General features: G+C 56.3%; 15 protein-coding genes and 1 riboswitch. Of the genes, 7 read left to right on the top strand and 8 right to left on the bottom strand.

Features of this window, described 5'->3' with window-relative positions; genetic code table 11:
* Positions 1-57 precede the first annotated feature (57 nt).
* The 6 genes from NYE26_RS00535 (at position 58) to NYE26_RS00510 (ending at position 6,149) form a co-directional block, all read left to right on the top strand.
* Positions 58-1,236 (top strand): MFS transporter, encoded by a 1,179-nt coding sequence (locus tag NYE26_RS00535; RefSeq protein ID WP_339253146.1) that lies wholly within the window; start codon positions 58-60, stop codon positions 1,234-1,236.
* 48 nt (positions 1,237-1,284) lie between these two features.
* On the top strand, positions 1,285-2,736 hold the full coding sequence (locus NYE26_RS00530; protein WP_339253144.1) for a hypothetical protein: 1,452 nt from the start codon (positions 1,285-1,287) through the stop codon (positions 2,734-2,736).
* Positions 2,737-2,808: 72 nt separating this feature from the next.
* Positions 2,809-2,919: riboswitch (TPP riboswitch) on the top strand.
* Positions 2,920-3,068: 149 nt separating this feature from the next.
* Positions 3,069-4,142: an ABC transporter substrate-binding protein gene (locus tag NYE26_RS00525; RefSeq protein ID WP_339253143.1), complete on the top strand. Its 1,074-nt coding sequence runs from the start codon at positions 3,069-3,071 to the stop codon at positions 4,140-4,142.
* A gap of 51 nt (positions 4,143-4,193) precedes the next feature.
* On the top strand, positions 4,194-4,487 hold the full coding sequence (locus NYE26_RS00520) for an MTH1187 family thiamine-binding protein (protein ID WP_036732817.1): 294 nt from the start codon (positions 4,194-4,196) through the stop codon (positions 4,485-4,487).
* A complete protein-coding gene (locus tag NYE26_RS00515; RefSeq protein WP_209877388.1) occupies positions 4,484-5,245 on the top strand; it encodes an ABC transporter permease in 762 nt (253 codons plus the stop codon). Before NYE26_RS00520 ends, NYE26_RS00515 begins: the two co-directional genes overlap by 4 nt.
* Positions 5,246-5,363: 118 nt before the next feature.
* Entirely contained in the window at positions 5,364-6,149 is a 786-nt protein-coding gene (locus NYE26_RS00510) for an ABC transporter ATP-binding protein (protein ID WP_339257274.1), read from the top strand.
* A gap of 363 nt (positions 6,150-6,512) precedes the next feature.
* Here NYE26_RS00510 and NYE26_RS00505 read toward each other — a convergent pair whose 3' ends face one another.
* The 8 genes from NYE26_RS00505 to NYE26_RS00470 all read right to left on the bottom strand — a co-directional run bounded on the left by NYE26_RS00505 (position 6,513) and on the right by NYE26_RS00470 (position 15,421).
* The gene (locus NYE26_RS00505) at positions 6,513-7,115 is read right to left on the bottom strand and encodes a response regulator transcription factor (protein WP_209877390.1); all 603 of its coding nucleotides are present in this window, start codon (positions 7,113-7,115) and stop codon (positions 6,513-6,515) included.
* Complete coding sequence (locus tag NYE26_RS00500; protein ID WP_245368481.1) at positions 7,112-8,269, bottom strand: sensor histidine kinase; 1,158 nt, start codon at positions 8,267-8,269, stop codon at positions 7,112-7,114. The genes NYE26_RS00505 and NYE26_RS00500 overlap by 4 nt, the downstream gene beginning before the upstream one ends.
* Positions 8,270-8,272: 3 nt before the next feature.
* Positions 8,273-9,010: an ABC transporter permease gene (locus tag NYE26_RS00495; RefSeq protein ID WP_339257272.1), complete on the bottom strand. Its 738-nt coding sequence runs from the start codon at positions 9,008-9,010 to the stop codon at positions 8,273-8,275.
* Positions 9,010-9,921: an ABC transporter ATP-binding protein gene (locus tag NYE26_RS00490; RefSeq protein ID WP_339253140.1), complete on the bottom strand. Its 912-nt coding sequence runs from the start codon at positions 9,919-9,921 to the stop codon at positions 9,010-9,012. The genes NYE26_RS00495 and NYE26_RS00490 overlap by 1 nt, the downstream gene beginning before the upstream one ends.
* 274 nt (positions 9,922-10,195) lie before the next feature.
* Entirely contained in the window at positions 10,196-10,783 is a 588-nt protein-coding gene (locus tag NYE26_RS00485) for a TetR/AcrR family transcriptional regulator (RefSeq protein ID WP_339253138.1), read from the bottom strand.
* Between the two features lie 109 nt (positions 10,784-10,892).
* Positions 10,893-12,155 (bottom strand): prolyl oligopeptidase family serine peptidase, encoded by a 1,263-nt coding sequence (locus tag NYE26_RS00480; protein ID WP_339253137.1) that lies wholly within the window; start codon positions 12,153-12,155, stop codon positions 10,893-10,895.
* A gap of 1,018 nt (positions 12,156-13,173) precedes the next feature.
* Positions 13,174-13,926: an oxygen-insensitive NADPH nitroreductase gene (gene nfsA, locus NYE26_RS00475; protein WP_339253136.1), complete on the bottom strand. Its 753-nt coding sequence runs from the start codon at positions 13,924-13,926 to the stop codon at positions 13,174-13,176.
* Positions 13,927-14,077: 151 nt separating this feature from the next.
* A complete protein-coding gene (locus NYE26_RS00470) occupies positions 14,078-15,421 on the bottom strand; it encodes a PLP-dependent aminotransferase family protein (RefSeq protein ID WP_339253135.1) in 1,344 nt (447 codons plus the stop codon).
* A gap of 208 nt (positions 15,422-15,629) precedes the next feature.
* On the opposite strand from NYE26_RS00470, the gene NYE26_RS00465 reads away from it, so the two are divergent.
* Positions 15,630-16,568, top strand: coding sequence for a DMT family transporter (locus NYE26_RS00465; protein WP_209877405.1), 939 nt, complete (start codon positions 15,630-15,632; stop codon positions 16,566-16,568).
* Positions 16,569-16,599: the final 31 nt, after the last annotated feature.

Below are 16,599 nucleotides of genomic sequence, written 5' to 3'. Positions count from 1 at the left end.
CCGTTCATTCTGAATCCCGCCATCTGTTCATAAATTGATTCATAAGGAGTCTTATTCTTGAAAAAACTAATCTGGATCGGCTGTCTCTCCTATTTCGTAATCGGCCTCGCCCATGTCGTCCTGGGCTCCATTCTTCCGGTGCTGCTCCAGCATTATGACCGCAGCTACAGTGCAGGGGGCGAGCTGATCTTCAGCCAGTTCGCGGGCTTCCTGGCCGGCGTACTGGTCTCGCCGCTGCTGAACCGGCGGTTCGGCAAGCGCGGCGGTATTCTGATTGCCACAGGCCTGCTGTTCAGCGCCGAGATTGCCTACGCCTTCCTCCCGCCCTGGGGCTGGATGTACGTAATTGCCGTAGCCGCAGGGTTCGGCTTCGGGATGATCGAAGCCGTCATCGGCACGATTATTATAGCCGCAGTCACCGAAGGAACGGCAGTTGCCATGAGCCGGCTGGAAGTGCTGTTCGGTGTCGGGGCGCTGCTCATGCCTCTGGCGGCCAGTCCGCTGATTGCCGCCGGGCAGTGGAGGCTGGCCTTCCTGATCGTTGCCGCCTTCTCCCTCCTCTCGCTGCTCTTCTGGGCGAAGAGCAGATTCGGCCCGCTGGACAGCGCGCTGAATGAGCGGCCTGCCCGCCCTGACCGCGCTGCGGCAGCGGGAACTACGAGACGGTTGTCCTTGCCCTACAAGGGCAAGCAATGGGTGGTGCTTGGCTTGTTCATTCTGTTCTTCTTTCTCTATGTAGGCACTGAGATGAGCCTGGTGAATTTCATGCCGGCGATCTTCATCGCGAAGCTGGGCATGAGCGAGGCCGCGGCTGCGCTCACGGTGACCTTCTTCTGGCTTGCCATGTCGGCAGGCAGACTGTTCGCCGGTGTCATCGCCGAGAAGATCTCCTACCGCATCTATGTGCTCGTCAGCTGCTTTGCCGCTTTGCTGCTGCTTATTATTTTCCCGTTCGCCGGTCACCGGCTTGCCGCCTTTGCCATCATCCTGCTGCTTGGCCTGTTCATGTCCGGCATCTTCTCCATCGCGCTGGTCTTCTCCAGCAAGCTGCTGCCCGGCGCGGAAGAATCCACGCCCAGCATTATGATCGCCTCCGGCGGAATCGGCGGCGCGGTGCTGCCGCTGCTGACCGGCTGGTCCATGGATCATCTGCAGATCGCCCAGACCTCGGGACTTTTGGCCGCTTTTGCCGCGCTGTTATTCGTGCTGAGCGTGACCGCCTGGAGAATCGGGTAATTGTATACAACAAGGTCCATATTCTGTGAATAAGGATGGAACCCACACATGGCTGAACTGCATTCCGAGCCCACTCTGCATACCGCCTTGCTGCAATTCATTTTCCCCTTCTCCATCAAGGCCGAGGTCGATGAAGAGCTGATTGAGAGTTTACAGCAGGATGGATTTACGCGTTTTTTTCTTGAGAACAAGGAACTGGAGCATGCCTATTACGGAGAGAACCACTGTGTATCCCATGAGAAAATGGAGCGCAGCTATCTTCCTTTTGCCGCCCATGTCTTGTTTCCGCATGAGAAGGACAGGGATTCCTTCCGCCGCTTTTCCCGGGTGAGTGATCTGCTGTGCGGGCTGCAAATGCCCTTTCAGACGGTTCCCTTCCGCGTGCTGTCGACCGATGTGTTCCTCTGCCCGTTCGAGCTGGGCTTCCTGACGGTAAGAGTGGCTATTGAGGAGGAGAATCTCCCCTTCAGCATGGTACTCGAATTCGCCGACCGGTTCCGCAACCTGGAGGATGTAAGCGTTCAGGATGAGCATACCTTCATCCATTGTCATAAGAAGTCTTTTGCCCGGGTGGAGGACTTCGTGTTCAGGCATCTGGCAGCCGGGCTGGAGCCGTATCTCGATCCTGCGGAGACGAATGGCAATTATTTCGAGACCCTGCCCTTCTTCGTCGATGAACGAATGCTGGTGCAGGCCTTCTACGGCGTTAATCTCCCTGAGGACGAGGAAGAGATCAGTGTCGAAATGCTCTACCGTGCCTCTCAGGTGGATGGTCTGACCATCGACGGCAGCCCCTACATGAGTGCAAGTGATCCGGATTATATCAAGCAGTACACCCGTGAGCATTGCTATAGCCGCTGGGGGCCGGACACCTACTATATGACCAATGAGCAGACCTTCTGCTGCGTGAGCCGGGCGAAGCCGGAGATTGCCGCAGGCCTGATCAGCCAGATGTACGGCGAATATTATTACGGAATGCTGCTGAGTATTTTTCATAAAATCGTGCTGCTGAAGCTCGCCAACCTCCACTCCCGGCTGCGCATCAACCACGATAACGACGAGATCGAGAATCTGATCTTCCTGATCAACAAATTCTCGGCCAAATTCTACTTCCTGGAGCTGATTTCACAGTCGCAGGGGCGGGAGATTTTTTTTCAGCTGCGTAAGGTGTATGGTAATGATGCCCTGTTCGATGAGGTGAAAATGACCCTGAATGACCTGTTCCAGTATCAGGACAAATTCCAGGCCAAGCGGCGGGATACGCTCCTGATGGTGCTCACCGTATTTACGGTCATCAGCGGGATATACGGGATGAATCAGGTCATCGAGGATCTGAAGGGCCAGATCGACTGGAGCAAAATGCTGGAGTACTCCGCGTTCGAGTATCTGGCTCTGTTCCTAACCTTCTCGGGGATCACCGTCAGTGTCGGCTTAACGCTGAGAGAGATCTGGAACGGCATCCGCAGCCGCCGCAAGAAGCGGCATTATACGAGGGATTAAGACACAGAGGGTGGACAATGTCGAAGCTGCCGTCTATAATACACCGTAAGAACATAGCAATACCCGTGAACTTTATAGAACCAGGGGTGCTGGAATTGGCCGGCTGAGATTGTATCCCACAAGATACTGACCCTTATACCTGATCTGGATAATGCCAGCGTAGGAATCTTCATTCGGCACAGTGCCTTAAGCGGTACTGAAGCTGAATTCCCCTCACGCAAGTAACTGGCGTCCCGATCTTCGGGACGCTTTTTTGATTCTAAGGATGTACAGGAATAGGGTTTCTGTAAACTCTGAAGACCAGGGGTTGCTGGAAGGAGAGAAAAAGAGAAATGGGAGTCAAAAAAACAGTAATGCTGCTGCTCAGTTCCATGCTGCTGCTCACCGTAGCGGGATGTGGCGGCGGGAACAACAGCGGCAATGCGGGGGCCAGCGCACCTGCTGCCGGGAACAGCACGGCCGCACCTGATGCAACCGCAGCCGCACCCACAGATGCACCTAAGGCGCTGACTCCGGTCAAGATTGCCCTGGACTGGACGCCGAACACGAACCATACCGGCCTGTATGCAGCCAAGGAGCTGGGCTATTACGCTGAGGAAGGTCTTGACGTACAGATTGTACAGCCAGGCGCTGCCGGGTCGGATACAATGGTCACTTCCGGCGAAGCCCAGTTCGGCATCAGCGCCCAGGAGGCGCTGACGCTGGCCCGCCTGCAGGATGTTCCGCTGGTGTCGATTGCTGCAATCATTCAGCATAATACCTCGGGCTTTGCGGCTCCGAAGGACCGCAATATTAAGACGCCGAAGGATTTTGAAGGCAAAACCTACGGAGGCTGGGGCTCCCCTGCGGAGCAGGCTGCCATGAAAGCCATTATGGACCCCGAAGGCGGGGATGTCTCCAAGGTGAAGCTGGTGAATATCGGCGAAGCGGACTTTTTCACAGCCGTGAAGCGGGATATTGACTTCGCCTGGATCTTCTATGCCTGGACCGGGGTGGAAGCCGAGCTGCGCGGGGAGCCGCTGGATATGCTCTATCTTAAGGATTATGCGCCGCAGCTGGATTACTACACACCGGTGCTGACCACCAGCGAGAAGGAGATCGCCGAGCACCCTGAAGTGGTGAAGGCCTTCCTTAAGGCTACGTCCAAGGGGTATCAGTACGCTATCGATAACCCGGAAGAAGCCGCGACGGTACTGTCGGATGCTGTACCTGATCTGGACCCCAAGCTGGTGCTGGCCAGTCAGAAATGGCTTAGCCCGAAATACAAGGACGACGCCCCGCGCTGGGGTGAGCAGAAGCTTGAGATCTGGAAGAATTACGCCGACTGGATGTACGGCCTGAAGCTGCTGGATAAGCCGCTGGATGCGGAGAGTACGTTTACGAATGAATTTTTGCCGGAATCATAATGAACCCGCATGGCGGGAATCTTATACTTAACTTGAAAGGAATGATTGATCATGGCTAACACACTGCTCAGCATTCAGGTAATTCCCAAGACACCGAACAACGAGGATTCCATCCCTTACGTGGACAAGGCTATAGAGGTCATTCAAAAGTCAGGCGTGAAGCATCAGGTGAATCCGCTGGAGACCACGATGGAAGGCGAGCTGTCCGAGCTGCTGGATATTGTGCGTGATATGCATGAGGCGCTGATCGCTTCCGGCAGTCCTAGTGTCATCTCACAAATCAAGATCGCCCATAATCCGGGCGGCATCAGCATGGAGAAGCTGACGGAGAAATACCGGCCGTGAGAAGCACCTGGAAGCTAGTGTGGCCGCCCTTTGTGGCGGTCCTCTTTTTTGTCGGGATATGGCAGCTATCGGTCATGCTGTTCGACATCCCCGCTTACCAGCTGCCCAGCCCCGCGGATATCGCTCGTGAGACGAAGAATAACGCCTCCGGGATCTGGGAGCACACCGCCGCCACGCTGCGGCTGACCCTGATCGGCTTCCCGGTCGGCACAGGCATCGGCCTACTCACCGCCTTGCTGCTGCATCTGCTGCCCTGGGTCAAGCGAGCGCTCTATCCGCTGCTGATTCTCAGCCAGAATGTGCCCTCCATTGCGCTTGCCCCGCTGCTGATTATCTGGTTCGGCTTCGGCCTGCTGCCCAAAATCATCCTGATCACCCTCGTCTGCTTCTTCCCTGTGGCTGTTGCGACCATGGGCGGGCTGACGCAAAGCGACCGGGTAATGCTGAATTATATGAAGATGGCAGGTGCAGGCAAGTGGCAGATCTTCACCAAGCTGGAGCTTCCCGGCTCGCTGCCCTCCCTGTTCTCCGGGCTCAAAATCTCCGCCACTTATGCGGTGATGGGCGCAGTGGTGGCCGAGTGGATCGGCGCCGACAAAGGGATCGGCTACTATATGCTGCTGCAGAAGTCCTCTTACCGTGCGGACCGGATGTTCGTGGCCATCGCTATTATCGTGCTGCTGAGTCTCGTATTATTCGCGCTCATTGCCCTCCTGGAGAGATGGCTGGTGCGCTGGAAGCCGCGCAAGGAAGCTTAATGCCACGGGAGGATATCCCAACACGGAAGTACTTATAGTCAACTGAAGGAGGTTACGCGAAGTGTCTGAGCTTACGAGGATTGAACTGGAGAAGGCGGACGGAGACGGGCGCCTGGGTATACGGAGTGTGCCGCCTGCGCTCGAAGTCAGCGGCATCAGCAAGTCGTTCAAGCACCGCCGCCGGGAGACACAGGTGCTGAATCAGGTGTCCCTGACCGTGGAGCCGCAGGAATTCGTCTCCATTGTCGGCCCGTCCGGCTGCGGCAAAAGCACGCTGTTCCATATTATCGGCGGCCTTACGCTGCCGGATACCGGAACCGTCCGCATGAACGGCATCCCGGTGACCGGGCAGCGCGGCAAGATCAGCTATATGCCGCAGCAGCCCGCGCTGTTCCCGTGGCGCAGCACACTGGATAACGTCCTGCTTGGCGGCGAGCTGCAAGGCGCCCCGCAGCGGGAGGCGCGCGAGGCTGCGCGCCACTGGCTGGCGAAGATCGGCCTCGGCGGCTTCGAGCGGGCCTACCCGCACATGCTGTCCGGCGGCATGCAGCAGCGGGCCGCCTTCCTGCGGGCCATGCTCGCGCCGCAGGAGCTGATGCTGCTCGACGAGCCGTTCAGCGCGCTCGATGCGCTGACCCGCGAGCAGATGCAGCGCTGGCTGCTGGAGCTGTGGGAGGAGAACCGCCGTTCCGTGCTGTTCATCACCCATAACATTGAAGAGGCGCTGCTGCTCTCCACCCGCATCTATGTTTTCTCGGGGCGTCCCGGCTCCGTCCTCCACACCGTGGAGGTCCCCTTCCCGCGTCCGCGCCGCGAAGAGATCGCCGATTCGCCGGAGTTCCTCCGGATGCGGCGCCAGCTCTCAGAGTGGATGCGCGAGGAGCAGGCGAAGAGCCAGAGCTAAGTAACCACTCCGGCGGTATAACCTCCCCGTGTAGGGAGGTTATTTGCTATGTGCCCGCCAGCCTAATGTGGTCGGTTTTTCGATTATATTTGGACCACGAGCTGCCTCCAGTCCCATTGTGATCGTTTTTTCGATTATATTTGGACCACGAGCTGCCCCCCAGTCCCATTATGGTCGGTTTTTCGCTTACATTTGGCCTACGCGCTACCCACGGTCCCATTGTGATCAGTTTTTCGCTTACATTTGGCCTTCGCGCTACCCACGGTCCCATTGTGATCGGTTTTTCGCTTACATTCCGCACACGCACCCCGCGCCAGCCTGATGTGTTCGGTTTTTCGCTTACATTCCGCACACGCCCTCCCCCTACATCCAGCCCTTGTCCTCCGCCAGCCGCACGGCTTCGATCCGGGTCTTGACCGCAAGCTTGCTGAGGATCTCCGAGATGTAGTTGCGGACCGTGCCATAGGAGAGGTGGAGCGCCGCGGCGATCTCTCCGGCGCTGCGGCCTGCGGCAGCCAGCTTCAGAATCTCCCGCTCCCGGTCCGAGAGCGGGTTCTCTTCGCGCAGGCTGCCGAAGACCAGCTCGGGCGAGACCTCGCGGCCCCCGCCCATCACGCGGCGGATGGCATCCGCCAGCTTATCCACCGGCTCATCCTTCAGCAGATAGCCCTGAATTCCGGCCTTCACCCCGCGCTCGAAATAACCGGGACGGGCGAAGGTGGTCAGGATAATGATTTTGGTGCGGCAGCCCCGCGACTTCAGCAGCTCGGCCACCTCCAGACCGCTCATCAGCGGCATCTCAATATCCATCAGACACACATCCGGCTGGACACGCTCGATCAGAGCCAGCGCCTCCGCCCCGTCTCCCGCTTCGCCCGCTACCTCAATATCATCCTCCAGATCGAGCAGCGATGCCATCGCGCCGCGCAGCAGCCGCTGATCTTCGGCAATTATGATGCTGATCATGCCGTTTCCCCATCCTTTCCATCCTTAACTACTCTTGGTGTGACCACCGTCAGCCGGGTTCCCCCTCCGGGTCTCTGGGCAAGCGTCAGTGAACCGTCAATCAGGGCCAGCCGCTCGCCCATTCCCTTCATGCCATTGCCGTCCCGGCGATCCGTGCTCTCCGAGCCGCAGGCATCTACCCCTATGCCGTTATCCTCCAGCGTAATCTGTACCTCGCCGGGTGTCATTACGATGCTGATCCGGCACTGGTCCGCACGGCTGTGCTTGACGATATTGGTCACGCCCTCCTTGATGCAGAGGCTGAGAATACTCTGCGTCAAATCGGATACGCCCGGCAACGCTGCATCCCCTTCTACCTCAAGCGCAATCTCGGCGCTGCGCAGCATCTCCGCTGCCTCAACCAGCTCTTCGGCAACTGAGACTGCACGCATCTCTGAGACCAGCTCCCGCACCTGGCGCAACGCGGCCCGCGAGGTCCGCTGGATCTCACGGGCTTCCGCCTGCGCCCGCTCGGGGTTCTTCACCACCATTTTCTCAATAAGCTGGCTCTTCAAGGTAATCAGTGACAGCGTGTGTCCCATCGTGTCATGCAGATCGCGGGCGATGCGCATCCGTTCCTCGCGCTTGATCATCTCTCTAATCACCTCATTGGCCTGATCCAGCTCCTTCTCCAGCATCCTCCGCCGGTTCATGGAGCGGATACCGAAGGGAGTAATCAGCATCATCAGCGCAAAGGGCACCATGAACAGCAATCCCCCCGTGCTGTACATTTGATCCAGGGACAGCAGAGCCAACGCGATCAGCATAGCTGTGAATATGGCCAAGGCCCGTCTGAACCGGCGCAAGTCGGTATACCAGCCGATAAAGTTGCTGGTGAAGAAGCCCATATACATGTTGTAGGGGCTATAGACTACGGTTAGCACGACAATAATCAGCATCTGCAGCCCCAGCCAGGCCGTATACGTTCTCTCTTCCGCCCAGTAGAGCTGGCGGTAAATCACCAGGAACAGCAGGAGCAGCGCCACTCCCCACATCAGCTTATAGCCGCTGTAGCCATCGAGATTCAGCACCGGGAACACCAGATAGAACAGCCAGATATAGGGGAAGAAGCCGAATCTTTTCGGAAATATCCGGAACTGCTTACGTGCCACCATGGATTACACCGCTTCCTGTTTTCGCCTTATATAGACCGATAATAACATAAATACAGCCAGGTAACCGAGCAGCAGCAGTACGGCCTTCCACGACGGGGAATCTCCCGCTACAATCGCCCAGGCTCCATCTCCATAATTGTAGGACGGCAGCCAGTGTCCGATCTTCTGCATCAGCTTAGGCATAATCTCCAGAGGCATCCACATGCCCCCGGCCACCGCCAGCCCCATATAGAGCACATTGCTCACCCCGCTGGCCGTATCCACCCGCTTCATGGACCCGATAATCGTACCCAGCGCCAGAAAAGGCAGAGAGCCCGCAAGCAGCCACAGTCCGCTAAGCAGCCACTGCGCTGCTGTCAGCGATACCCCGTTAATCAGGTACCCGGCTGCGAAAATGCACAGAACCGAGAACAGATGCATGATGCTCTGACCGAACATTTTGCCGAAAAAATATACCGAAGGCGGCAGCGGAGTAATACGGATAAACTTATTCCAGCCCTGCGTCTGCTCCTGCACCAGCCGGACGCCGAGGGTCATAATCGCCGAGCCCATCACGCTGAAGGCCGCCATCGACATCAGATAATGCGCCTGCCACTGCTTCGTATCGTCCGTCCCCGTATTCACCACCCGGGTGAAGATGAAGTAGAACATAATCGGCATGAGCAGCGACCAGAATACATAATAGGGATTGCGGATAATCCGCAGCAGCTCTGCCTTGCACTGGGCCATCATAGGGTTCATCATACTGCCGCCTCCTCTTGATTCAGGGTCAATTGCTCGAACGCTTCATCCAGCTTCCCCTGGTCGATCCGTACATCCTGCACGGCCAGCCCGTTCACGAAAATAGCCCGCAGCGCCTCATCCGTATTCCCTGTCGACACATGCAGCCGTCCATCCTTCTCGTAGCAGCCTTCCACGGCTGGCAGCTCCAGCAATTGATTGCACAGCAGCGCCGGGTCGCCGGACGCCAGGAAGGACAGCGACTTCTTGACCAGTCTCGCCTTAATCTCGTCCGGGCTTCCGTCCGCCGCCAGCACTCCCCGGTTGAACAGTAGAATCCGGTCCGCGATATCCTCCGCCTCCTGCAGATAATGGGTGCTGAACAGAATCGTCTTGCCCTGATCGGCCAGTCCCCGCACCCTCTCCCAGAAAAGCCGCCGCGCTGTCGTATCCAACCCCACCGTCGGCTCGTCAAAAAACAGCAGATCCGGGTTGCCCGCCAGCGCCAGCGCGAAGCTGAGACTGCGCTTTTGCCCGCCGGAGAGCTTCTCCGCATAGCGGTTCAGATCCGCCTCCCCCAGCCCCGTCGCCTGAAGCAGCACCTCCATCTCCATGGGCTGCGGATAATAGCTGCGGATCAGGGCCAGAAGCTCCCGGACCTTGAGCCGGTCCATGACACTGACCTCCTGGAGCATGGCTCCGGTCCGCTGCTTCACCCTGACGTCTGCCGGCTTAAGACCGAACACCTTCACGCTGCCCTCCGAGGGCTCAAGCAAGCCCAGAAGCATTGCCAGTGTGGTGGTTTTGCCGGCTCCATTAGGGCCAAGCACCGCTGTGATCGAGCCGCGGCTAATCGTAAAGCTCACCTGCTTTACCGCTTGCTTCTCCTGGAAGCTGCGGCTGACATTGTTCATTTCAATGACATGTTCCATCGTGTATCCCTCCGTGTCCTTCTGCCCTCTTGGCTATATTGCTATAGTACCGGAGACCGGAGAGAAGCATCAGTATGGACTGTCACCGATTCAAAGTGACAACTGTCACCCGGGCAACAAGTGGAAACGGCTTTGCCGTTCTTTTAAAGGACGGTACCGTTTCAGCGAGAAATAGAAGGATAATTTATCATGTGAAACATATAAATTCTTATATTTAAATAAAGCGCTCCTGTCACGATTCCGTTATCGTAGCAGGAGCGCCTCCGTGTGCATATTACTCAAACCTCAATTGCCCAATCGCCTGTTCCAGCATGCCGTTCAGCGTCTCCCCTCCGGGAGGGGCGCTTACCCAATGGAAAACCGCTGTTCGTATCGCTGCCATAAGCAGCGCGGCCAATAAATCCGGGTACAGGTCGAGCTTCACATCCTTGTGTGTACGCTCCGATATCACCTTAGCGAGCTCCCGCTCAATCTCGATCTCCACCTTCCGTGTCGCGCCGAACAATGCAGGATCATCGCGGAGGAGGACGATGCGTGCATACCACTGCCGGTCTGTAGTCTCAGCGAATCCGTCAAGCACAGCGGCGCGGATGGAGTCCTGAAGCGGTTCACCTGAAGGACGGCTGGCAAGGGTAGCCGCTATCCGCTCGGAACGCTGATAGGCATTGCCGACAATAGCAGCCTCTTTGGACGCAAAATAGTTATTGAACGTCCGCATGGAGACATTCGCAGCTGCGGCAATATCCTCCACCCGAACCTGACTGGCCCCTTTCTCCATGGCAAGTCTGCAGGCTACATCACTTAGCGTCCGCCTGGTCTCTTCCTTCTTGCGTTCTCTCAAGCCCGGTTTCTCAGTCGTCATGTCCGTCTATGTCTCCATTCCTGTATGTAGTCAATTCTATATGTAATCAAAGGCCTGCGGTGCTGAAAATTTCAGCACTACAGACCCTGGTATCATTCTGCGGAATGGTTTACTGCGCCACTGGAAGCTGAATGTTATAATCCAGCACCTCGTCCAGCCAGTCAAACATCACCTGATAGCTGAGCGGCAGATTGTTCAGTTGGCAATGCAGGTCGGCACCATCCTCTTCCGTCCCCTTGAATATCGCGTTCTTCTCATTCGGAGCCTTCTCGTAAGTGTCTATCGCTTGCCGCTGCATCTCAGGATGCTCTGCTTCCGAATACATGGAGAGCAGGGGACATTTGACGTCCTTCGGGTCCACTTCGATGGCTTCCCTGGCTACATGATACCACTCGGCAATACTGTCGAAGCCGTGCGACCAAGCCGATCCGGCGAATAGAACCTGGCCGGTATAGGGCATCTTCTTGCTCTGCTCCGCCGCTTCTTCCGCGGTGCCCCGCAGGAATGAAGGCATCCCGCGTTCAATGAAGGACGCCATAGAGTACACCGGCGAGTTTGGCACTGCCGCAGCGAAGCGGTCGTCACAGCTGGCATGCACCATCGTCTTGGCCCCGCCATAGCTCATGCCGCTGACCACCAGCCGCTCAGGGTCCACATCCGGACGGGCCAGTACGAAATCCGTGGTGGCTCTGTAGACATTATGCAGCTCCTCGCGCGGGAAGTTCCGTGCTGTCGCCTCAGGCTCATAGAATCTGACACATACATCATAAGGAAGGTCTACGATCAGCGCGTTGTATCTCCGGTCAATAGCCGCTTGCCCTCCGAGAAAATAGGTATCTTCCTTGTGCGTCTCCCCGCCGTTATGGAAAATAATCGTTGGCTTAGGCGCATTCCCGTGCTCCGCCTTCAGGAAGCAGCCCGGGAACTTATACCCCTTGTATTCCACCTCGACCCACTCATGGGGGATCTGCTCAGACTTCGCATCAAGTGCCTTGCGGAAGCATTCCACACTTTTGCCGTGGTACCGAACGAAATCCGGTTCACCGGGAAAAGCTCCATAGAAGGCTGCCCGGTAATACGAGTGGGCACGGATAAATGCCTCGCTGGCGCTGATCAGATGCCCTTTCTTCAGGCAGCGCTCTGCTGTTGCCTCGATTTTAACGGCTTCCTTCTCGAATTCAGTCTTCCAGCTGGTCAAAGAGCCGGGATCGATGTTCCTTGCAAGCTTGAATACTTCCCCCTGCGACACACCGCCGCAGTGTACGAACGACAGCAGCCACTGGAATGTGAACTCAATGTCATCCCGCTCAAAGAATACCTTGTGCGTCAATCGTGCAGCCACCTTTGTCTCTTGCCCATCTACCTGTACCATACCATTCTCATCCTTCTCCAATCTATCCTTTCAAGATCATCCACAGCAGACACAGCCGCGAAGCGGAAGAGGGAATCAGGCTACGGCGCGATTCCGGGCCCGGGTGTTGGCGTCCAGCGAAATTCGGTCTCTAACCAGATTTTAGCACTTTCCATATTTTTGCGCAACACGCAATATTTCTTTTAATGCAATTTTGCAATACGTGCAAAATAATCAAATGGGGGAATAGTATTCCGCTCGCTTCGGCTCCCTTACCTTCACTCGAACCCACTGCATTCGGTTTTCCGCATACATTCGCCCCGCTCACCCCCGCAGTTGCACATTGTATGTTGTTTTCCACATACATTCGCCCTGCTCACCCTTGCAGTTGCACATTGTATGTTGTTTTCGGCATACATTTACCCCGCTAACCCTTGCAGTTGCACATTGTATGTTGTTTTCCACATACATTCGCCCTGCTCATCCTTGCAGTTGCGCATTGTATGTTGTTTTCCATATACATTCGCCCCGATATCCCCGCATCAGCACATCATGGCGACGTTCTGCCTATCTCTGGCCATTTTTGATGGTTTTCACTCTCACCAACCGCTTGTATGGAGCAACATTGTTGCAGTTTTTGCAGGATTTCTCCAGACATGTTACTGGCTGCGGTGCAATGTTGCATCATTTGCAGGAATTTTGGTATTTTGAGCAGGTTAGCTCTGACATTGTTGCATTTGGTGCAGGATTTCTGCATAGGCCGCTTATATTGGACAGCATTGTTGCATTTCTTGCAGGAAATTTCAATATTTGTTACTGGATGTGGCGTATTGAGCCTGCGTACCTTCGCGCCAGACCACTATGTTCGGTTAATACGAAAATAAAAGTCGGGATGCGACTGATGCACCCGACTTATTTTCATTCCTGGGGGCGACAAGGCCTCTGTCTTGTCATGCCTGTTTTTCGCATACATTCGCCCCGCGCCCCTCCAATCCAAAAAAAGCCTCCCCCGCGACCACGGGGAAGGCTCACCAAATCTCTACCTCTGCATGAATCCCTTGCTAAGCAGGAATTCCTTCATGTGCAGCCGGGCAGGCTGAGCCAGCCGGCCGGCCATCATCTCCGACCAGGAGGCTGCGCTCTGGCCGCCGGTACGCTCGCGCATATAGTCGCTGGAGATGGTGTCGTATACGCGGGCCTGTTCCACTGCGGCTTCGGCATTGTAGCCGTTATGATGCAGCACCGCTGCCTGCGGCAGGCGCGGGCGGATGCCGTTCACGGCGGCCGGATACCCGAGGCACATGCCGAAGACCGGATAGACCAGCTCTGGCAGGCCGAGCAGCTCAGATACAGCGGCGATCTGATTGCGGATGCCGCCGATGTAGACAATGCCAAGGCCAAACGATTCTGCGGCAACGGCAGCATTCTGCGCGGCCAGCGCCACATCGACAGTCGCTACAATCAGATTCTCGGCCGTGTCCTCATAGGACGGCTTCTCCTCCAAATGCGGAGCAGACGCTTCCCGCAGCCGGTACAGATCCGCACACCAGACCAGAAAGACCGGGCACTGCTCGATGTACACCTGATTGCCGGATAAGGCAGATAACTGGGCTTTCAGTGCTGGCTCCGTTACAGCAATAACTGTGTACGCCTGGACATTGCTGGAGGTCGAAGCCATCTGCCCCGCTCCAATCACTGCTGCCAGCAGTTCGTCACTAACCGGCTTGTCCTGGTACTGGCGGACAGAGGTATGACGGTTCAACAGCTCAAGGGTTTCATTCGTGGGTTTCATTATCATCCCGCCTCTCTTCACTCCTATATAAGCCTATTATGATCCCATTTCGCGGCTCAGACAACAAGTGGGGCTTCCTTCCAGCCTCTTCCTCCCTCTTTCGACTCTTTCGACTCTTTCGACTCTTTAGCCTCTTCCGCCTCTAAGGCCTTTACCACCCGCTCCCCCGCTTCACCTCCTGGACTATCTCCCGGATTCCCTCATCAATCTGCGTAAGCCCCGCCCGGGAAATACTGATGCGCAGGAATTTGTCGCGACTCTGGTAACCCGGCAGATAGAAGCCGTTCCCCGGCACCACGTGGATCTTCCGCCCGGCCAGGCGCTTGACCAGACGCTCCAGGTTGACGGTGAGCGGCAGCTTGAACTGGATATAGATGCCGGAGCTGTCCGCAGAGGCTTCGATGATGCCTTCCGTATTATGCCGCCCAAGTGCTTCGTATACCGCGCGGATTTTTTTGGCGTACATAGCTTTGATCTTGTGCCTGTGATGCCCGTACATCCCGTTCTTGATGTATACCTCAAGCGCAGCCTGCGACAGCAGCGAGGTATCGGTGTAGCCTTTATAGGAGCGGAAGGTCTCCAGCAGTGGCTGCGGCACCACTACCGCACCGAGCCGGAGGCCCGGGAAGATGATTTTGGAGAAGCTTTTGAGATAAATGACATGGGAGGTCTGGTCATACGCATAGATCGGGTCATAACGCCGTCCGATCCCCAGATCCGCCATATAATCATCCTCGGCGATATAGACATCGTACCTTGCTGCCAGTCCGGCAATGGCCTTGCGTTCCTCGGTGCTGTACGTTGTCCCAAGCGGATTGTGATATCTGGGCATCGTATAAAAAAACTTGAATCTCCCGCTGGCGAACCGCTCCTCCAGCTCCTGCAGGTTGATGCCGGCCGCCGAACGCCCGATTCCGCTCACCGGCAGCCCCTCAGCCTCCAAATACCGCAGATAGATATCATATCCCGGCTGTTCTACCAGAATCTCCGTCCTGCCGCCGGGAAAAGGCATTCTGGCCAGAATCTCCAGCGCCTGCTGTATCCCGGAGGTAATCAGGATCGACTCCGCCTTGGCGAACACCTGATACTCCGCCAGATGCGACACCAGGGTGCGGCGCAGTGTCTCCAGCCCCAGCGCATCGCCATAGGTGAACAGATGGTATTTGTACTGGTCAATCGCTTTATTGAGGCAATGCTGGAAGTCCAGGTACGGAAACACGTTCAGATCGGGCGAAGCCGAAGCAAAATCAACCGCCCCTTCACCCCCCGCCGCTGCCGAATCGTCACTCTTGTCCACCATGTAATAGCCGCTCTGCGGAATAGAGTAGATCGTATGCGTCCGCTCCAGCTCCCCGTAAGCCTTCAGAATGGTACTGACGCTGCAGCCATAGATTTCTGAAGCACTGCGCACAGACGGTAGCTTATCCCCGGGGCGGTACTGCCCTTCCTTCATCTGCCGCTCCAGCTCTGTGATCACCTGATGATACTTGTTCATCGCCCGCCTCCGTTCGCCGTCATTACCATGCTATGCCTTGTATTTTATCCTATTATTCTTCCCTTATTATATAGGGATCGCTGCAAACTGTACCGGTACAGTTAAGGAAACCTTGTATTGTTGGTGTACGCCTTTTCCTTTAATTTTAAAGTAATAGATCGAATGTTTACAGCATCCAATCTTCACTAACCTACAAGGAGATGTACCCATGCACAAACAAGGACTCAAGCTGGCCTACAGCTTCGCCGTACTCAATGCGGTCATTATCGGCTTCTCCTTCCTGTTCACCAAAGTGGCGCTCGTTCATGCCGGGCCGCTCGACACGCTGACCTTCCGGTTCGCCGCCTCTTTTGCCGTCATGTCGGTTCCGGTCGCCCTCGGCTGGGTCAAGGTTTCCTACCGGGGCAAGCCGATTGGCCGGGCCCTGCTGCTCGCCGCGATGTACCCGCTCGGCTTCTTCACCCTGCAGGTCTTCGGACTTCAGCGCGCCACCTCAGCCGAGGGAGGCATCCTCTATTCGTTCACTCCGGTCGTGACGATGATCATCGCTGCGATTTTCCTGAAGGAGAAGACCACCCTGCTGCAAAAGCTGTGCATCTTCCTCTCGGTGTTCGGCGTGGTATTCATCTTCGTCATGAAGGGAAGCGGCATTCAGCTGTCTAATATGACCGGGATTGTGCTGCTGTTTATGACTTGTCTCGCTTTTGCCGGGTACAGTGTGCTGGCCCGCTCCCTCTCCAGCCACTTCAGCCCCGCTGAGCTCAGCTATCTGATGATGGGGGTCGGCTTCGCCACCTTCCTGATCATCTCGCTCACTGGTCATACAGTCAGCGGGACGCTCGGGGAGTTCCTGAATCCGCTGGGAAGCGCAACGTTTGTCCTGTCCGCCGTATATCTTGGGGTGGTCGCCTCGCTGGTCACAACCCTGACTTCAACCTATATTTTATCCAAAATCGAGGCCTCACTCATGAGCGTGTTCACAAATCTGTCCACCATCGTATCCATTGCAGCCGGAGCGGTCTTCCTGGGTGAGCAGATCACGGTCTATCACTGGATCGGATCCTTCCTGATCATCGCCGGGGTCATTGGCACGAACCTGCTTGGCCGGAAAAAGACCGCTGCGGCTTCCGCAGCAGCCAGCGAATAGAGTAGCTTAGACTTCATTCGCCTATCCATTC

This window comes from Paenibacillus sp. FSL P2-0136 (assembly GCF_037975325.1).
Lineage (GTDB): Bacteria > Bacillota > Bacilli > Paenibacillales > Paenibacillaceae > Paenibacillus_AQ > Paenibacillus_AQ silagei.
Note: the sequence above shows the minus strand (reverse complement) of the source record. Positions and strands in the feature narration are given on the sequence as shown.